At 71.9% G+C, this 16,638-nt stretch carries 17 protein-coding genes; 14 read left to right on the forward strand and 3 right to left on the reverse strand.

Annotation, left to right across the window (positions count from 1 at the left end):
- The first annotated feature begins 546 nt into the window (after window positions 1-546).
- The 10 genes from AQI94_RS22220 (at window position 547) to AQI94_RS22265 (ending at window position 9,025) form a co-directional block, all read left to right on the forward strand.
- Complete coding sequence (locus tag AQI94_RS22220; RefSeq protein WP_031059955.1) at window positions 547-2,202, forward strand: FAD-dependent oxidoreductase; 1,656 nt, start codon at window positions 547-549, stop codon at window positions 2,200-2,202.
- Between the two features lie 146 nt (window positions 2,203-2,348).
- Complete coding sequence (locus AQI94_RS22225) at window positions 2,349-2,723, forward strand: hypothetical protein (RefSeq protein WP_031059951.1); 375 nt, start codon at window positions 2,349-2,351, stop codon at window positions 2,721-2,723.
- 112 nt (window positions 2,724-2,835) lie between these two features.
- Entirely contained in the window at window positions 2,836-3,531 is a 696-nt protein-coding gene (locus AQI94_RS22230) for a class F sortase (RefSeq protein ID WP_031059948.1), read from the forward strand.
- Window positions 3,532-3,683: 152 nt separating this feature from the next.
- Window positions 3,684-4,841, forward strand: coding sequence for a SchA/CurD-like domain-containing protein (locus AQI94_RS22235; protein WP_031059945.1), 1,158 nt, complete (start codon window positions 3,684-3,686; stop codon window positions 4,839-4,841).
- A gap of 67 nt (window positions 4,842-4,908) precedes the next feature.
- The gene (locus tag AQI94_RS22240; protein WP_031059943.1) at window positions 4,909-5,364 is read left to right on the forward strand and encodes a cupin domain-containing protein; all 456 of its coding nucleotides are present in this window, start codon (window positions 4,909-4,911) and stop codon (window positions 5,362-5,364) included.
- Window positions 5,361-6,629 (forward strand): beta-ketoacyl-[acyl-carrier-protein] synthase family protein, encoded by a 1,269-nt coding sequence (locus AQI94_RS22245; protein WP_031059940.1) that lies wholly within the window; start codon window positions 5,361-5,363, stop codon window positions 6,627-6,629. The genes AQI94_RS22240 and AQI94_RS22245 overlap by 4 nt, the downstream gene beginning before the upstream one ends.
- Entirely contained in the window at window positions 6,626-7,876 is a 1,251-nt protein-coding gene (locus AQI94_RS22250) for a ketosynthase chain-length factor (RefSeq protein ID WP_031059938.1), read from the forward strand. Before AQI94_RS22245 ends, AQI94_RS22250 begins: the two co-directional genes overlap by 4 nt.
- 57 nt (window positions 7,877-7,933) lie before the next feature.
- Window positions 7,934-8,191, forward strand: coding sequence for an acyl carrier protein (locus AQI94_RS22255; RefSeq protein WP_031059935.1), 258 nt, complete (start codon window positions 7,934-7,936; stop codon window positions 8,189-8,191).
- A gap of 1 nt (window position 8,192) precedes the next feature.
- Entirely contained in the window at window positions 8,193-8,672 is a 480-nt protein-coding gene (locus tag AQI94_RS22260; protein ID WP_031059933.1) for an SRPBCC family protein, read from the forward strand.
- 20 nt (window positions 8,673-8,692) lie between these two features.
- Window positions 8,693-9,025: a TcmI family type II polyketide cyclase gene (locus tag AQI94_RS22265; protein WP_031059930.1), complete on the forward strand. Its 333-nt coding sequence runs from the start codon at window positions 8,693-8,695 to the stop codon at window positions 9,023-9,025.
- An 88-nt stretch (window positions 9,026-9,113) separates the two neighbouring features.
- On the opposite strand, the gene AQI94_RS22270 is transcribed toward AQI94_RS22265, so the two are convergent.
- From AQI94_RS22270 to AQI94_RS22285, 3 genes are all read right to left on the reverse strand, one after another.
- Window positions 9,114-10,142, reverse strand: a complete 1,029-nt coding sequence (locus tag AQI94_RS22270) for a methyltransferase (RefSeq protein ID WP_031059928.1) — start codon at window positions 10,140-10,142, stop codon at window positions 9,114-9,116.
- A gap of 42 nt (window positions 10,143-10,184) precedes the next feature.
- Window positions 10,185-11,252, reverse strand: a complete 1,068-nt coding sequence (locus AQI94_RS22275) for a right-handed parallel beta-helix repeat-containing protein (RefSeq protein ID WP_031059925.1) — start codon at window positions 11,250-11,252, stop codon at window positions 10,185-10,187.
- A gap of 488 nt (window positions 11,253-11,740) precedes the next feature.
- On the reverse strand, window positions 11,741-12,775 hold the full coding sequence (locus AQI94_RS22285) for a medium chain dehydrogenase/reductase family protein (RefSeq protein ID WP_031059922.1): 1,035 nt from the start codon (window positions 12,773-12,775) through the stop codon (window positions 11,741-11,743).
- A 103-nt stretch (window positions 12,776-12,878) separates the two neighbouring features.
- Here AQI94_RS22285 and AQI94_RS22290 point away from each other — a divergent pair, with 103 nt between their 5' ends.
- From AQI94_RS22290 to AQI94_RS22305, 4 genes are all read left to right on the forward strand, one after another.
- On the forward strand, window positions 12,879-13,547 hold the full coding sequence (locus tag AQI94_RS22290) for a TetR/AcrR family transcriptional regulator (protein WP_031059919.1): 669 nt from the start codon (window positions 12,879-12,881) through the stop codon (window positions 13,545-13,547).
- Window positions 13,548-13,916: 369 nt separating this feature from the next.
- Window positions 13,917-14,120, forward strand: coding sequence for a cold-shock protein (locus AQI94_RS22295; protein WP_030730357.1), 204 nt, complete (start codon window positions 13,917-13,919; stop codon window positions 14,118-14,120).
- A 174-nt stretch (window positions 14,121-14,294) separates the two neighbouring features.
- On the forward strand, window positions 14,295-15,761 hold the full coding sequence (locus AQI94_RS22300; protein ID WP_062229894.1) for a DEAD/DEAH box helicase: 1,467 nt from the start codon (window positions 14,295-14,297) through the stop codon (window positions 15,759-15,761).
- Window positions 15,762-15,808: 47 nt separating this feature from the next.
- Window positions 15,809-16,057 carry a CBS domain-containing protein gene (locus AQI94_RS22305; protein WP_031054464.1) on the forward strand — a complete coding sequence of 83 codons (249 nt, stop codon included), beginning with the start codon at window positions 15,809-15,811 and terminating at the stop codon, window positions 16,055-16,057.
- Window positions 16,058-16,638 lie beyond the last annotated feature (581 nt).

A 16,638-nucleotide genomic window follows, 5' to 3' on the forward strand; every position in this document is an offset into this window, starting at 1 on the left:
GGCACCAGCCCCCACTGACCACCCCGACGCGAGAGCCCGCACGGTTCGGTTCGGTTCGCACCGTGGACGTGGTCGCCACCCGCCGAGGAGCCCGGCGGCGAACTGTGACCGCGCGCGTTGTGCGGCTGTGCCGCCATGAGAGCGGCGGCCCGCCATCAGCTGTCGGCCCTCGCGTCCGCCTGATCGCGACGGGACCGCCGCCCGGCGCAGCCACCGTCCGCACCCGCTCACCTCCCGTCGCCACCGCGACCGCCGCCGCCACGCCGCTCAGCGTCGCCGCCTGGTTCGCCACGCCTACGGCGACCCCGGGTGCCGACGGGGTCCCGGCGGCGGCGCTCGGCGTGGAGCCGTGGAGCTGCCGCAGGCCGTGTGGCGCGTTGCCCTGGCGGCGAGGGGGCCCGCCCGCACCACGGGCTGACCGCCGACTCGGGGAACCGGGCGTGTTGAGCGGGTGAAGCCTGTGCCCGTGATCGTGTCGCGGGGCATGCATGAAGCTCCCCGCCGTATCCGGACGAGTCGGCGGACACGACGCGCTGGAGGCGAGTGATGAACCAGAAAGCTGCCCACGCCGACCCCATGACCCACCGGGTCCCGGTCCTCATCGTCGGCGGTTCCCTTGTCGGCCTGTCGACCTCGGTGTTCCTGGGCCGACTGGGCGTACCGCACACCCTGGTGGAGCGGCACGCCGGCACCTCCATCCATCCCCGCGGCCGCGGCAACAACGTCCGCACGATGGAGCTGTTCCGCACGGCCGGTGTCGAGCCGATGATCCGTCAGGCCGCCGCCACCCTGGCCGACAACCACGGGATCCTGCAGACCCCCACCCTGGTCGGCGACGCGGGCGAGTGGCTGTTCAAGGAGATCGACGCGGGCGGCGGGCTGGCCCGCTTCAGCCCCAGCTCATGGTGCCTGTGCAGCCAGAACGACCTGGAGCCGGTGCTGCTCGACCACGCCACGCGGCTCGGCGGCGATCTGCGGTACGCCACCGAACTGCTGTCCTTCGACAGCGGCCCCTCCGGCGTCACCGCGATCCTCAAGAGCCGGGAGACCGGCGAGCACACCACGGTCCTCGCCGACTACCTGGTCGCCGCCGACGGCCCCCGCAGCCCCGTCCGCGAGCAGCTCGGCATCGGCCAGAGCGGTCCCGGTGACCTGTTCAGCAACGTCAGCATCACCTTCCGCTCCCGCCGCCTGGCCGACGTGGTGGGCGAGCGCCGTTTCATCGTCTGCTACCTGACCGACCCGGCCGCGGACGGCGCCCTGCTGCCCGTCGACAACCGTGCGAACTGGGTCTTCCACGCGCCCTGGCACCCCGAACGCGGCGAAACGCTGGAAGAGTTCACCGACGAGCGGTGTGTCGCCCACATCCGCCGCGCGATCGGCGTCGACGACCTGGACGTGGAGATCACCGGCCGGGCCCCCTGGCACGCCGCCCAGCGCGTCGCCCGCAGCTACCGGTCGGGGCGCGTCTTCCTGGCCGGCGACTCGGCCCACGAGATGTCCCCCACCGGGGCGTTCGGCTCCAACACCGGTATCCAGGACGCGCACAACCTCGCCTGGAAGCTCGCCGCGGTCCTCGGCGGCTGGGCCGGGGACCGCCTCCTCGACTCGTACGACGCCGAGCGCCGCCCGGTGGCGGAGGCGACCAGCGCCCGTGCCGCCGCCCGCTCCGCCGAGCACAGCCACCCCGGCTACGCCCCGGCCCCCGGCACCGGCGGCGGCCCGCAGCGCGGCATCCTCAACGTGGCCCTCGGCTACCGCTATCCGCAGGGCGCCGTGGTGGGCGCCGACCCCGCGATCCCGGTCGTCCCGGACCGTCTCGACCTGTCCGGTGAACCCGGCAGCAGGGCACCCCACATGGCGGTCCGGCACGCGGGTGAACGGATCTCCACGCTGGACCTCTACGAACGGTCCCTCGTCCTGCTCAGCGGCGCCGACGCGCACAGCGGCTGGCACGAGGCCGCCGTCCGCCTGGCCGCGCAGACGTCCGTCCCGCTGGCCTCGTACCGGCTGGGCGAGGGGCCGGACGCCGAGCTGACGCCGGAGGGCGACACGCACTGGTCGGCCGCGCACGGTACGACGCCCGAAGGCGCCGTACTCGTACGGCCCGACGGGTTCGTGGCCTGGCGGTCGGCGGGGCCGGTCCCGGACGCCGAGTCGGCGCTGCGTCAGGTCCTGGGCACCCTGCTGGGGTCCGTCTGACGGCCCCCGGATCCGGGCGCGTTCACCCGGCTGACCGCCTTGAGTGGTGGCGAACGCCCGGCTGACTGACGGTGGATCACGTCGGGGGCGGGCCACCTCAGCTGACGAAGCACCAGCTGCCCGGCCACCGACGGAAGGAACGTCACATGCGCTCTGCTCGCATCCTCCTGACCACGGCGGCGGCCTCGGCCGTCCTCGTTCTCGGCGCACCCGGCGCGTTCGCGGCCGGGGACGACTGGGACTCGTCGGACTCCTCCTACAGCAAGGAGCACACCAACCCGAAGTACGACCCGGAGACCTACAAGGACAAGGACAGCGAGCAGGGCCGGGAGTCCGGCGGCGGCAAGCACGACGGCGGCGGCTGGAGCGGCAGCCACGAGAAGCCCAGCGGTGGCATGCACACCGGGGGCGGCGGGCTGGCCTCCCCGGCGGTGACGACGGGCGGGCTCGCGATGCTGGGCGTCGCCGGAGCCGGCCTGTACGCGGCACGCCGGAAGAGGACCGTCGGAAGCATGGCCTGACCATGCCGGGCGAAATAGCCGCCGTGGCCGCCGCGCGCGTGGCGCGTGGCGGCCCGGCCGGCCCTCCCCCGTCCGCCCCGATCGCTGCCATGTCCTCAAGAGGTGGTGTCCGATGGCAGTCAGTCCCTCGCCCCCCGCAGACAGTCCCGGCCACGACGAGCCCACCCCGTCCGGGGAGGGATCCCACACCAAGCTGATGCTGGGCGCCGCGGCGATCCTGGTACTCGCCGTAAGCCTGTTCGGCCAGAACGACGGTTCGCCCGAGGCCTCCCGGCCGCCCCTGGCCGCACCCGCCTCCGTGCCGGTCGCGTCGGCCCCGCCCGGACAGGCGGCCGGACAGCCCGCGGGCAGACAGCTTCCGCGCTCGCGGCCGGTACGTCTGCTCATTCCGAAGATCTCGGTGGACGCCCCCTTCACCGATCTCGCCATCGGCCCCACGGGCCGTCTCGAACCTCCTCCCGCCCACGACACCAACCTGGTCGGCTGGCACGCCAAGGGCGTGTCCCCCGGGGAACCGGGCACCGCGATCATCGCCGGGCACGTCGACACCGCCACGTCGGCGGCCGTGTTCGTGAACCTCGGCGAACTGGAGGAGGGGAACGTCTTCCACGTCGACCGCGCCGACGGACGCCGGGCGTCCTTCGTGGTCGACAGCGTGGAGACGTTCGAGAAGGACAACTTCCCCAGCCGGCGGGTGTACGACGACACGGCGCGGCCCGAGGTACGGCTCATCACCTGTGCGGGTGACTACGACCACACGGCCCGGGACTACAAGGACAACCTCGTGGTCTTCGCCCACCTGCTCTGAGCCCGCCCCGCCCGGCCGCCGGGCCGCCGGTCACCCCCACGGTGCATACGAGTCGCGCGCTTCCCGGGGCGGGCTGACGATCGAGGAACGCCGACGTCACCCCCCGTGGCCGACGTTCGCCCGCCCCTGCCCCCGAAGGAGATGTACGCAGGATGACCACCACGTCCGACCGTGTTTCGAAAACGCCTGTGCAGCAGGCGTCACAGCGGGTCTCCCAGTCCGTGTTCGACGGCTCCAGGCTCCGTGTCGTCCTGCTGGTGGACGTCTACGACGGGGCCCAACAGCAGTTCCTGGAGGCGTACGAGAGCCTGTGCAGCCAGGTCGCCTCGGTGCCCGGACACGTCAGCGACCAGCTGTGCCAGTCCATCGAGAACCCCTCCCAATGGCTCATCACCAGTGAGTGGGAGAGCGCCCCGCCGTTCCTCACCTGGGTCAACAGCGAGGAACACGTGCGGATGGTGCAGCCGCTGCACAGCTGCGTCCGCGACACCCGCTCGCTGCGCTTCCACATCGTCCGCGAGACCGGCGGCCCGGCGGTGCCGACCGGACCCGAGAAGCGCCGGCTCCAGGCGGCGCCCAGGATCGGCGACGGGGTCATCCGCCACGCGCTCACCTTCACCGTCAAGCCGGGCAGCGAGGCCACCGTCGCCGAGATCCTCGCCGGCTACACCTCGCCGGAGCCGCGGGTCGACGACACCACGCGGCTGTGCCGCACCTCCCTGTTCATGCACGGCAACCGGGTGGTCCGGGCCATCGAGGTGCGGGGCGACCTGCTCGCCGCGCTGCGCCACGTCGCCCGGCAGCCCGAGGTGCGGGCCGTCGAGGAAGCCATCAACCCCTACCTGGAGCAGGACCGGGACCTGGACGACCCCGAGTCCGCCCGGGTCTTCTTCACCCGCGCGGCGCTGCCCGCCGTCCACCACGTGACGGCCGGTCAGGAGAGCCCGGAGGCGGTGCGGCACGCGCTGTACTACCCGGCCCGCGAGGGGTGCGGGATGCGGCTGGCCGAGCTGCTCGCCCGACAGGACGAGGCGGCGGCGGACGACCCGCGAGGACCGGTGCTGCGCAGCACGATCTTCCAGCGCGACGACGTCGTGATGCGGCTGGTCGACGTGCGCGGCCCCGTCGACAGCGACCCCGGCCCCGTGCTCGGTCTGACGGATCACGGGCAGGCGGCCGAGCTGACGGCCCTCCTCGACGGCGAAGCCCTCGGGGTGGACGGTCCGGCGCTGCGGGACAGCACCCCCGCCCACCTCCTCGCGGTCTCCCGCATGGACCTCGTCACCGACCGCCGCGCGCCCGACGCCTGATCCACCGGCCCCGGGCCGTGACCGGCCACGCCCTCATGTCGATGCAGCACCTGTTCGGAGGAACGTCGTGATCAAACGTCATCCCGGAGTAGTGGATCTCAGCGAGGTCGAGCCCAACACCCGGCGCGGGGGCGACCTGCGCGCCATGCTCACCCCCGCCACGGTCGGCTCCACCAGCGGTTTCATGGGCGTGGCCATCGTGCAGCCCGGCGACCGCATCGCCGAGCACTACCACCCGTACTCCGAGGAGTTCATCTACGTGGTGTGCGGGCAGCTGGAGGTGGACCTGGACGGCGAGCCCCATGAACTGCGGCCCGAGCAGGGGCTCCTGATCCCGTCCCACATGCGCCACCGCTTCCGCAACGTCGGCAACGTGGAGGCCCGGATGGTCTTCCACCTCGGTCCGCTGGCCCCGAGCCCGCCGCTCGGGCACGTCGACACCGAGGACGCCGAGGGTGTGCCGATCCCGGCGGAGGCGGTCCACGCCGGCGGGGCGGCCGAGCGATCCGGGTTGCGCTCATGAGGAGGCGCGTCGCGGTCACCGGCATAGGGATCGTCGCCCCGGGCGGCATCGGTGTCCCGGCGTTCTGGGACCTGTTGACCAGCGGTCGCACGGCGACCCGCGGCATCACGTTCTTCGACCCGTCCGGGCTGCGTTCGCAGATCGCCGCCGAGTGCGACTTCGACCCGGCGGCGCACGGGCTGGACGCGGAGCAGATCGCCCGGAGCGACCGCTACCTCCAGTTCGCTCTGGTCGCCGGGGCGGAGGCGATACAGGACTCCGGCCTCGACCTGGCCGCGGAGAACCCGTGGCGGGTCGGGGTCTCCCTGGGCACCGCGGTCGGCGGAACCACCCGGCTGGAACACGACTACGTCCTGGTCAGTCACGGCGGGCAGCGCTGGGACGTGGACCACCGGGAGGCCGGCCCGCATCTGCACCGGGCGTTCTCGCCGAGCACCCTCGCCTCGGCGGTGGCGGAGCGGTTCGAGGCCCGCGGGCCGGTGCAGACCGTCTCCACCGGCTGCACCTCGGGCCTCGACGCCGTCGGCTACGCCTTCCACACGATCGAGGAGGGCAGGGCCGACGTGTGCATCACCGGCGCCTCGGACTCGCCGATCTCCCCGATCACCATGGCCTGCTTCGACGCGATCAAGGCCACCTCCCCGAGCAACGACGACCCCGCCCACGCCTCCCGCCCCTTCGACGCCCGGCGCAACGGCTTCGTCATGGGCGAGGGCGGGGCGGTGCTCGTCCTGGAGGAGCTGGAGCACGCACGGGCCCGCGGCGCGCACGTGTACTGCGAGATCGGGGGCTACGCCACGTTCGGCAACGCCTACCACATGACCGGTCTGACAGGTGAGGGCCTGGAGATGGCCCGGGCCATCGAGGACGCCCTCGGCCAGGCCCGGCTCGACGCCACGGCGATCGACTACGTCAACGCGCACGGGTCGGGCACGCTGCAGAACGACCGGCACGAGACGGCCGCGGTCAAGCGGGCACTGGGCGCGCACGCCTATGAAACGCCCATGAGCTCCATCAAGTCCATGGTGGGCCACTCCCTCGGCGCGATCGGCGCGATCGAGGTCGTCGCCTGCGCGCTGGCCCTGGCCCACCAGGTGGTCCCGCCCACCGCGAACTACGAGACCCCGGACCCCGAGTGCGACCTGGACTACGTGCCGCGGGTGGCCCGTGAACGCAGGCTGCGCAGCGTGCTCTCGGTGGGCAGCGGGTTCGGCGGCTTCCAGTCCGCGGTGATCATGAACCTGCCGAGGGAGAAGACCGAATGAGCGCACCGCACCCCCGGCGCGCGGCCGTCACCGGAATCGGCGTGGTCGCGCCCAACGGAACCAACACCGAGGCCTTCTGGAAGGCCACCATGGAGGGGGTCGCGGTCCTGGACCGGATCACCCGTGACGGGTGCGAGCACCTGCCGCTGCGGGTGGCCGGCCAGATCCGGGACTTCGATCCGCCGGCGGCGATCGAGGAGCGCTACCTCGTCCAGACCGACCGCTTCACGCACTTCGCGATGGCCGCGGCCGACCTGGCGCTGGACGACGCCGGGCTCGGCCGCTCCGACACCGACGCCGCGCCGTTCTCGGTGGGCGTGGTCACCGCGGCCGGTTCCGGCGGCGGTGAGTTCGGTCAGCGCGAGCTGCAGCAACTGTGGGGCAAGGGCAGCCGGTTCGTCGGGCCGTACCAGTCCATCGCCTGGTTCTACGCGGCGAGCACCGGGCAGATCTCCATCCGGCGCGGTCTCAAGGGCCCCTGCGGGGTGGTCGCCTCCGACGAGGCCGGCGGTCTGGACGCCCTGGCGCACGCGGCGCGGGCCGTGCGGCGCGGCACCGACGTGATGGTGGCCGGCGCGACCGAGGCGCCGCTGGCCCCCTACTCGATGGTCTGCCAGCTCGGTTACGAGGAGCTGAGCACGGTCGACGAACCGGACCGCGCCTACCGCCCGTTCACCACCGCGGCCTGCGGTTTCGTGCCCGCCGAGGGCGGCGCGATGCTCGTGGTGGAGGCGGAGGGCTCGGCCCGGGAGCGGGGCGTGCCCGTGCGGGCCACGCTGGCGGGACACGCGGCGACGTTCACCGGCGCCTCCCGCTGGCGGGAGTCCCGGGAGGGACTGGCCCAGGCGATCCGGGGCGCCCTGGACGAGGCCGGTTGCGCGCCGGAGGAGATCGACGTGGTCTTCGCCGACGCCCTCGGGGTCCCGGAGGCCGACCGCGCCGAGGCGCTGGCGATCGCGGACGCCCTCGGTCCGCACGGCACCCGCGTGCCCGTCACGGCGCCGAAGACCGCCGTCGGCCGGGCCTACGGCGCGGCTCCCGTGCTGGACGTCGCCACCGCGGTGCTCGCGATGGAGCACGGGCTGATCCCGCCCACGCCCAACGTCTTCGACATCTGCCACGACCTCGACCTCGTCACCGTCCGCGCGCGAGCCGCCGAGGTGCGCACGGCGCTGGTCCTCAGCCGGGGACTCATGGGGTCGAACGCGGCGCTGGTGCTACGGCGCGGTGCCGCCGGCGCCTCGTAGCGAGGCCTCGCGACCATCCATCACCACAGAACATCACGACCCAAGGAGAGGAACCCCATGAGTGACCGCATCACCGTGGAAGAGCTGGCCGAGCTCATGAAGAAGGCCGCCGGAGTCACCGTCGCCCCCGACGAGCTCCAGCGGCGCAGCGACTCCGGCTTCGACACCTTCGGCCTCGACTCGCTCGGCCTGCTCGGCATCGTGGGCGAGCTGGAGAACCGGTACGGCACCCCGATGCCGCCCGACGCGGAGAAGAGCAAGAGCCCCCGGCAGTTCCTCGAACTCGTCAACAGCGCACTTCTCGCGGGAGCCTGAGATGACCGGACACACGCAGAACGAGATCACCATCGCGGCCCCGCTGGATCTGGTCTGGGAGATGACCAACGACGTGGCGAGCTGGCCGCAGCTGTTCAGCGAGTACGCCTCCGCCGAGATCCTGTCCCAGGAGGGCAACAGGACCACGTTCCGGCTGACCATGCACCCCGACCAGGACGGCAAGGTGTGGAGCTGGGTCTCGGAGCGGGAGCCGGACCCCGACACGCTCACCGTGCGCGCCCGCCGGGTCGAGACCGGTCCCTTCGCCTACATGAACATCGTGTGGCAGTACGAGAAGGTCGCCGAGGGCACCCGGATGGTGTGGACGCAGGACTTCGCGATGCGCCCTGACGCACCGGTCGACGACGACTGGATGACGGACAACATCAACCGGAACTCCAAGGTCCAGATGGCGCTGATCCGGGACCGCATCGAGCAGGCCGCCGAAGAGCGCCGGCCCGTGCAGATGCTGTCCGACTGAGCGGGACGGAGGAAATGACGATGCACCAGTCCCTGATCGTCGCCCGCATGGCCCCGGAGTCGGCCCTGGACATCGCCAAGGTGTTCGAGGAGTCGGACCGCGGAGAACTGCCCCACCTCGTGGGCGTCGCCCGGCGCAGCCTCTTCCAGTTCGACGACGTGTACCTGCACCTCATCGAGTCGGAGTCGGACCCCGGGCCCGCCATCGCGAAGGCGGCCGGGCACCCGGAGTTCCGGGACATCAGCGAGCGCCTCGCGGCGTACGTCAGCGCGTACGACCCGGCGACCTGGCGGTCACCGAAGGACGCGATGGCGCGGTGCTTCTACCGCTGGGAGCGCGACGCCGGCTCCTGACCGGCCGTACGCCCGCCGTACGGCCGCTGCCCGCCGGGCACGTGAGGATCGCGTGCCCGGCGCGCGGCTGTCCGCGGGCCTCGCCCCGTCAGGCGGGGACGGTGCAGTCGAACGCGTGCAGGTAGGGGTTGACCGGACGGACGTCGTCGATGACCAGGCCCGCCTCCGTCAGCCTGCCGGTCAGGCTCGCGGTGGTGTGCTTGGCCCCGCCGACGTTGAGGAGCAGCAGCAGGTCCATGGCGGTGCTGAACCGCATCGACGGCGAGTCGTCGACGAGGTTCTCGATGACCACGATCCGTGCCCCGGGTCCGCCCGCCTCGATGACGTTGCGCAGGGTGCGGGTCGTGCTGTCGGCGTCCCACTCCAGGATGTTCTTGATGACGTACACATCGGCCTTGACCGGAACGGCCGCGCGGCAGTCGCCGGGCACCAGGCGGGCCCGGTCCGCGAGCGCGCCTCCCGGGCGCAGGCGCGGGTCGACGTTGTCCACCACCCGCGGCAGGTCGAGCAGGGTGCCGTGGAGCGTCGGGTACTTCTCCAGCAGGCTCGCCACCACATGGCCCTGGCCGCCGCCGATGTCGGCGACCGACGCGCATCCCGACAGGTCGAGGAAGTCCGCGACGTCCCGCGCGGACTGCACGCTGGAGGTCGTCATGGCCCGGTTGAAGACGTCGGCCGACTCCGGGGCGTCCTCGTTGAGGTACTGGAAGAACTCCTTGCCGTAGAGGTCCTCCACGACGTTACGGCCGGTGCGCACCGCCTCGTCCAGCATCGGCCACGCGGCCCAGGTCCACGGCTCGGTGCACCACAGCGCGATGGCGCGCAGGCTGTTCGGATCGTCCTCGCGCAGCAGCCGGGACATGTCGGTGTGCGCGAACGTCCCGTCCGGCTGCTCGGCGAAGATGCCGTAGCAGGACAGGGCACGCATCAGCCGTCGCAGCGTCCCGGGTTCGGTCTTCACCGAGGCCGCGAGGTCCTCCACGGCCAGGGGGCTGTCGTCGAGGGCGTCGGCGACACCCAGCCGGGCAGCCGCGCGCAGGGCGGCCGCGCAGGCCGCGCCGAACACCAGCTCCCTGAGCCGCATGGACGGCGGCGGAGCGGTCTGAGCGGTCGTCATGGGCCGCCTTTCTTCTTCGAGTTCCTGGGTGACCACGGCCGGTCAGCACATTCCGGCGGGCTTGGAGGCCCGGCACGTGTTGTGGGTGAAGGTGTTGTCCTTGCCGGTGTCCGTGTTGACGAGGTCCGCCGGGGCGTTGCCCTCCAGCGTGTTGTCGGTGATCCGGTTCCGCTCGCTGGTGGTGCCCACGAAGCTCTTGAACAGGACGATGCCGCCCGACAGCGGGGAGGCGCCGGCGTTGCCGATGACACGGTTGTGCGTCACCAGGGTGTCCTCGGTGCCGGTCAGCACGATGCCGGAGCCCTGCAGCGCGTCCAGCCGGGCGGTCTTCGGGCAGGACTTGTTGTTCCTGACGAGGGTGTTGTCGCGCACGGTCAGCGCGCCGGCCCTCGGCTTGTTCTCGTCGCCCACGACGAAGACGCCGGCGCAGTTGCCGGTGAGGTGGTTGTCCGCGACGGTGAGGTTCCGAAGGCGCCGGACGGTGATGCCGATCCGGTTGCCCTCCAGGCGGTTGCGTGCGACCACGGTGCCCCCGGTGTCGGTGGCGCCCGCCTCCTCCTTGATCGTGTTCGCGAGGAACAGGCCGGCGTCGCCGTTGTCGCGGGCGGTGTTCTTGCGGAACACCCCGCGCACCGAGCGCTCCTGAGCGATGCCCCACACGCCGTTCTTCACCGCGGTCACGTTCCGCACGGTCAGCCCGTCGGTCGCCATGGCGAACACCCCGGTCTTGGCGAAGCCGGTCACGGTGAGGGAGGCGACGGTGACCCCCTCGACGTCGTGGTCCTTCGTCCCGATCACGCAGATGCCGTTGCCCTGCGCGGCACAGCTGTCGGTGGCTGCCTTGTCCGTGCCCGGCTCGATGACCGTGCCGCGGCCCATGCCGCTCAGGGTGATCCCGGGGGTGCTCACCGTGACGCTCTCGCGGTAGGTGCCGGGGGTCACCAGGACGGTATCGCCGGGCTCGGCGGCGTCCACCGCCCGCTGGATCGACTGACCGGGAAAGACCACATGGGTCATCTGGTCGGCGGCGGCGACGGGCGGGGCGGCCCCGAACACCGCCCCGATGATCGCCGCGGCGCATGCCAGGTGGGAGATATGAAATCTCATCATATTCGGCACGTTATGTCCTGAAAGGTCATAAACAGGCGGGATAGACCGTCCGGGGGCGTGTCACACGGACGACCGGCGGACGCTACGGCCGCGCGGGGACCCGGCCCTCGTCGATGCGCAGCCCCGCACCGACCGTCGTGGGGGTGGCGGGTGCGGGCGTCGCCCACCGGAACCGCGCCCCCTTCGCCAGCCGGCCCGGATCGAGCCGTTCGGCCGTGACGACCGGGGGCTGCCGGACGGGTCGGCGTTCGACGTCGGCCTGGAGCTTCCAGACGGTGCTCGGCGGCGGATCCGGGCGCCCGCGTCGACGCCGCGTCCGCCACACCGGGACGGTTCGCCGTGGTGGGCCGCCCGCGCGGCCGGGACGGTGCTCGTGAGGACGCCGGCGACGGCGAGGGAGACCGCGAGGACGCGGGGCCGGAGGATGCGGGACATGGTGTTCCTCTCGTGGTGACGGTCGGTTCCGCCGTTCGGGCCGCGCCCGCTCGCTACGGGTTGAGGACGACCTTTCCGGCGACGGTGCCGGACTCGGCCAGCCGCAGGGCTTCGGCGGCGCGCGCGAGCGGCAGCTGGGCGGCGATCTGGGCGCTGACCTCACCGCGCTGGAGGGCGGCGAAGACCTGGGTGAGGTCGGCGCGCAGCCGCGACCGGAACCGGTTCCTGGTCAGGGCCCGGCCGGCCCACACGTTGAAGAAGCAGGCGCTGCGGCGGTTGGGCAGCGCGTTCCACAGCCACACCCGGCCCAGGAGCTTGAGCACGGGCCACTGCTTGGAGCCCTCGGCGTCCCGGGTGGCGGCGCTGCCGTAGGAGACGAGGGTGCCGCCGGGCGCGAGGAGGCGCCAGGAGTCGACGATGCCGCGGCCGCCGACGTGGTCGAAGACGGCGTGGACGCCCTCGCGCGGGGCGAGGGCGCGGATGCGTGCGGCCAGGTCGTCGGCGCGGTAGTCGACGGGGACGACTCCCCGCTCGCGCAGGGCGTCGTGGTGGCGCGGGGACGCCGTACCGATCACCTGGGCGCCCGCCGCCCGGGCGAGCTGGACCAGGACCGAGCCGACACCCCCGTTGGCGCCGTGCACGACGACGGTCTGCCCGGCGCGGACGCGGGCCTTGCGGTGCAGCATCTGCCAGGCGGTGATGCCGTTGACGACGAGGGTCTCGGCCTCCGCCGCGCCGATCCCGTCGGGCACCGGCACCACGTCGGCGGCGTCGACGCGCACATGACTGGCCCAGCCGCCGACCTTGACCAGGGCGGCGACACGGGTGCCGGCCAGGTGCGGGTCGACGCCCTCGCCGGTCGCCTGCACGGTGCCGACGAGGTCGTAGCCGGGGACGAAGGGGAAGGGCGGCTGGTCGTAGTAGCGGCCGCGTCGCATCTGCTGCTCGGCGAAGGAGACACCGGTCGCCTCCATCCGGATCACGACCTGGCCCGCGCCCGCGGCGGGGACGGCGCCGTGCCGGATCTCCAGCCCTTCCGGCTCGACCTTGCCCGGCAGGACGACCTCGACGAGTCCTTCGGTGTTCACGACGACCTCCACTGAGACGGTTCGTTACTTGGCTTCGCGTTCGTTAGAAGTTATAACTCCACCGGATCGAGAGTGTCAATAACTTCAGTGATAGCCTCTAACTATGGTGAATCAGGAAGCGAAGACCCCGCGCGAGCGCTACCGCGCCCAGGTGCGTACGGAGATCAAGGACCGCGCGTGGGAGCAGATCGCCACGGCGGGCGCGTCCGCGCTCTCCCTCAACGCGATCGCCAAGCAGCTGGGCATGAGCGGACCCGCGCTGTACCGGTACTACGCCGGCCGCGACGAACTGATCACCGAGCTGGTCAGGGACGCCTACCGCAGCCTCGCCGACGCCTTCCGCGCCGCCTCCGCCCGGCCCGGCGCCGACGTGTCCACGCTGGCGAGCACCCTGCGCACCTGGGCGCTGGAGGACCCCCAGCGCTACTTCCTCATCTACGGCACACCCGTCCCCGGCTATCACGCGCCCGACGACATCACCGCGATCGCCTCCGAGATCATGGCGCCGATCCTGGACGCCTTCGCCGGGCTGCCGTCGAGCGATACCGCGGCAGCCTTCGACGCCCACCTCGAAGAACACCGGGACTGGGCGGACGGCCACCCCGCCCCGGCCGCGGCCCTGCGCCGGGCCCTGACCTTCTGGACCCGGCTGCACGGCGCCCTTTCCCTGGAGCTCGCCGGCCACTTCACCGGGATGGGATTCGACCCCGCACGGTTCTACGCCGCCGAACTGGACGAGCTGACCGCCCCGCGGGGTGGCGACGCGATGTGACCTTCGTCGTGATGACGGAGATCCGGGACCTCCGGCGCGATGCCGTGCGCCGACGCCGACGAGGGCGGCACATCTCCCGTCACCGCCGGTCACAGGGCTGCGGCGGGTCCGCGCGGGAGGTAGGCCGCGTCCAGGGGATCGCAATATCTGTGCCCACGAAATGAGAAATAGCTCCGGGGCACGGCACGTATTCCCGAAGACCCGCCCGACCCAGAATTATCGTCCGCGCAGGGCCGATCGCACCGTGCTACTGTCGATCTCAGTTGCAGGTGTGGTTGCCAGAAGGTTCATTTCCGACGGGCTAATCAGCACGGCGACACGGAATTCACGCAGGGTGAATTCCGAAACCGCCTCCGAAGGAGATATGACATGGCTACTGGCACCGTGAAGTGGTTCAACGCGGAAAAGGGCTTCGGCTTCATCGAGCAGGACGGCGGCGGCGCCGACGTCTTCGCCCACTACTCCAACATCTCCGCCCAGGGCTTCCGTGAGCTGCTGGAAGGCCAGAAGGTGTCCTTCGACATCGCGCAGGGCCAGAAGGGCCCGACGGCCGAGAACATCGTTCCCGCCTGACACCGGCTCTGCCGCGCATATTTCGCAGCTGGGTCCCGCACCTTGGGGTGCGGGACCCAGCTCGCGCATTTCAGGGCGCATCCCCCATCGCCTTCGGTTCGTTCTCGCGATTCTCTGCGCCGCTCCTCGGCTGCGTGAATTCCTTGATACGCGCCGCATCAAGGAAGGTTTCACATGAATCGCACACGCTCAAACCCCGCCCGCGGCCGCTCCGGTGGTCCGAACCGTGGTTCCAGGACGCACGGAAACCGACAGACCGTACAGGGCGAGTTCGCACCGCCCAGGACGATCACGCCGGCCCTGCCCGCGGTCGAGGCGTTCGCCGAACTCGACATGCCCGCACAGCTGTTGGCCACGCTGGGCCAGGAGGGCGTGACCGTCCCGTTCCCGATCCAGGCGGCCACGCTGCCGAACTCGCTGGCCGGCCGTGACGTCCTCGGCCGCGGCCGCACCGGCTCGGGAAAGACCCTCGCCTTCGGCCTCGCCGCGCTGGCCCGTACGGCGGGACGCCGTGCCGAGCCGCGCCGACCGCTCGCTCTCGTCCTCGTCCCCACCCGCGAGCTCGCCCAGCAGGTCACCGACGCGCTCACCCCCTACGCCCGCTCCGTGAACCTGCGGCTGGCCACCGTCGTCGGCGGCATGTCCATCGGCAGGCAGGCCGGCGCGCTGCGCGCCGGGGCCGAGATGGTCGTGGCGACGCCCGGCCGGCTCAAGGACCTCATCGACCGGGGCGACTGCCGGCTGAGCGACGTCGCCATCACCGTCCTCGACGAGGCCGACCAGATGGCCGACATGGGCTTCATGCCGCAGGTCACCGCCCTGCTCGACCAGGTGCGTCCGGGCGGGCAGCGGATGCTCTTCTCGGCCACCCTGGACCGCAACGTCGACCGGCTGGTGCGCAGCTACCTGCACGATCCCGTCGTCCACTCGGTCGACCCCTCCGCGGGCGCGGTCACCACGATGGAGCACCACGTCCTCCACGTGCACGACACCGACAAGAACCGCACGACCACCGAGATCGCCGCGCGCGACGGCCGGGTGATCATGTTCCTGGACACCAAGCACGCGGTGGACCGGCTGACCAAGCACCTGCTGAGCAACGGCGTCCGCGCCGCCGCCCTGCACGGCGGCAAGTCCCAGCCGCAGCGCACGCGCACCCTCACCCAGTTCAAGACCGGGCATGTGACCGTGCTGGTGGCGACCAACGTCGCGGCCCGCGGCATCCACGTCGACAACCTCGACCTGGTCGTCAACGTGGATCCGCCCACCGACCACAAGGACTACCTGCACCGCGGCGGCCGTACGGCCCGTGCCGGTGAGTCCGGCAGCGTCGTCACCCTGGTGACCCCCGGCCAGCGTCGCGGCATGCAGCGGCTGATGGTCTCGGCGGGCATCACCCCCCAGGTCGCCCAGGTGCGTTCGGGTGAGGCGGAGCTGAGCCGCATCACCGGGGCCCAGGCCCCGTCCGGTGTCCCGGTCGTCATCACCGCGCCGCCGGCGGAACGGCCTCGTGGCGCGTCCTCCTCGTCCCCGTCCCGGGGCCGTCGTGGGCGCCGGGGCCAGTCGGGGCAGGGCCGCCCCGCGGGCGCGGCGGCACGCCGCGGCGCACCGCGGCGCACCGGCTTCGGCTCCGCCGCATAGGGCGGCCGCGCCGGCCCCCACCCACCCCTTTCCAGCAGGAGGCACCCATGACGCCGACCCGGACGCCACACGTGGTCTTCGACAGGCAGGGGACCGGACCCCAGGTCAGTGACGACATGACGGTCGAGGTGGCGCTGTCCCTCATGGCCGGCGCCCGTGTCGATCACCTCGTCCTGTGCGACGGCGACGAGCAGCGCACGGGCCTGGTCACGCTGGCCGGGCTCGCCGTCCTGCGGGACAGCGCCTCCTACACGGACCGGCTCCGGCTGCGGGACGTCCTCGGCCTCGCCGGCTGAACCCTCCCACCCCGGATCCACCGCACAGGCCCGATGGGGCCCTGCCGACGCGCGTCGGCAGGGCCCCATCGTCATGTCCGCGCTCCGGCCGACACCGCCCGCACCCGCCGAAGGATGTCTGCGTCTCCCGAACTCCAAAATCTCCTCTTGTCAGAGTAGACATTGGCTTGCGGCGCGGTTACTGTTTTTCTCGTAGACATGGTCCAGCGAGACCCGGCAGACACGAACTGGCGGGTGGCAGTACCGCAGTACCCGTTCACAAGTGATTGGTTCAGAGCAAGGACGGAGGAGCAGACGCCATCAGGATCGCCCGGCCCGACGCGTTCGGCCCGGGTACCGCAAGACCCCGGATTGGATGGTGGTCCCCGGTCACGCAGCCGCGATCCCCGCACCCCTCCCGTCACCGGGCCGGGTAGCGGACTCAGAAGGTCGGCACAGCAGTAGGGCCGACAGATGGTGTTGAATTCCCTTCGGGGCCCTGGTGCCGTACGGCATCGGGGCCCCTCGACGCGTTGCACTACGAGGTGACATGGCAGCAGATATTCCACTCGGCGACCGCCTGGACGACGACGACTACCCCG

Origin of the sequence: Streptomyces pseudovenezuelae, from assembly GCF_001513955.1 — a bacterium.
GTDB classification, from domain to species: domain Bacteria; phylum Actinomycetota; class Actinomycetes; order Streptomycetales; family Streptomycetaceae; genus Streptomyces; species Streptomyces pseudovenezuelae.

Bases quoted from the DNA above. Each gene is read 5' to 3' on its own strand.
- AQI94_RS22265 (WP_031059930.1), top strand. From the start codon at position 8,693: ATGCACCAGTCCCTGATCGTCGCCCGCATGGCCCCGGAGTCGGCCCTG.
- AQI94_RS22225 (WP_031059951.1), top strand. From the start codon at position 2,349: ATGCGCTCTGCTCGCATCCTCCTGACCACGGCGGCGGCCTCGGCCGTC.
- AQI94_RS22255 (WP_031059935.1), top strand. From the start codon at position 7,934: ATGAGTGACCGCATCACCGTGGAAGAGCTGGCCGAGCTCATGAAGAAG.
- AQI94_RS22260 (WP_031059933.1), top strand. From the start codon at position 8,193: ATGACCGGACACACGCAGAACGAGATCACCATCGCGGCCCCGCTGGAT.
- AQI94_RS22235 (WP_031059945.1), top strand. From the start codon at position 3,684: ATGACCACCACGTCCGACCGTGTTTCGAAAACGCCTGTGCAGCAGGCG.
- AQI94_RS22245 (WP_031059940.1), top strand. From the start codon at position 5,361: ATGAGGAGGCGCGTCGCGGTCACCGGCATAGGGATCGTCGCCCCGGGC.
- AQI94_RS22270 (WP_031059928.1), bottom strand. From the start codon at position 10,142: ATGACGACCGCTCAGACCGCTCCGCCGCCGTCCATGCGGCTCAGGGAG.
- AQI94_RS22305 (WP_031054464.1), top strand. From the start codon at position 15,809: ATGACGCCGACCCGGACGCCACACGTGGTCTTCGACAGGCAGGGGACC.
- AQI94_RS22230 (WP_031059948.1), top strand. From the start codon at position 2,836: ATGGCAGTCAGTCCCTCGCCCCCCGCAGACAGTCCCGGCCACGACGAG.
- AQI94_RS22250 (WP_031059938.1), top strand. From the start codon at position 6,626: ATGAGCGCACCGCACCCCCGGCGCGCGGCCGTCACCGGAATCGGCGTG.
- AQI94_RS22220 (WP_031059955.1), top strand. From the start codon at position 547: ATGAACCAGAAAGCTGCCCACGCCGACCCCATGACCCACCGGGTCCCG.
- AQI94_RS22290 (WP_031059919.1), top strand. From the start codon at position 12,879: ATGGTGAATCAGGAAGCGAAGACCCCGCGCGAGCGCTACCGCGCCCAG.
- AQI94_RS22300 (WP_062229894.1), top strand. From the start codon at position 14,295: ATGAATCGCACACGCTCAAACCCCGCCCGCGGCCGCTCCGGTGGTCCG.
- AQI94_RS22295 (WP_030730357.1), top strand. From the start codon at position 13,917: ATGGCTACTGGCACCGTGAAGTGGTTCAACGCGGAAAAGGGCTTCGGC.
- AQI94_RS22275 (WP_031059925.1), bottom strand. From the start codon at position 11,252: ATGATGAGATTTCATATCTCCCACCTGGCATGCGCCGCGGCGATCATC.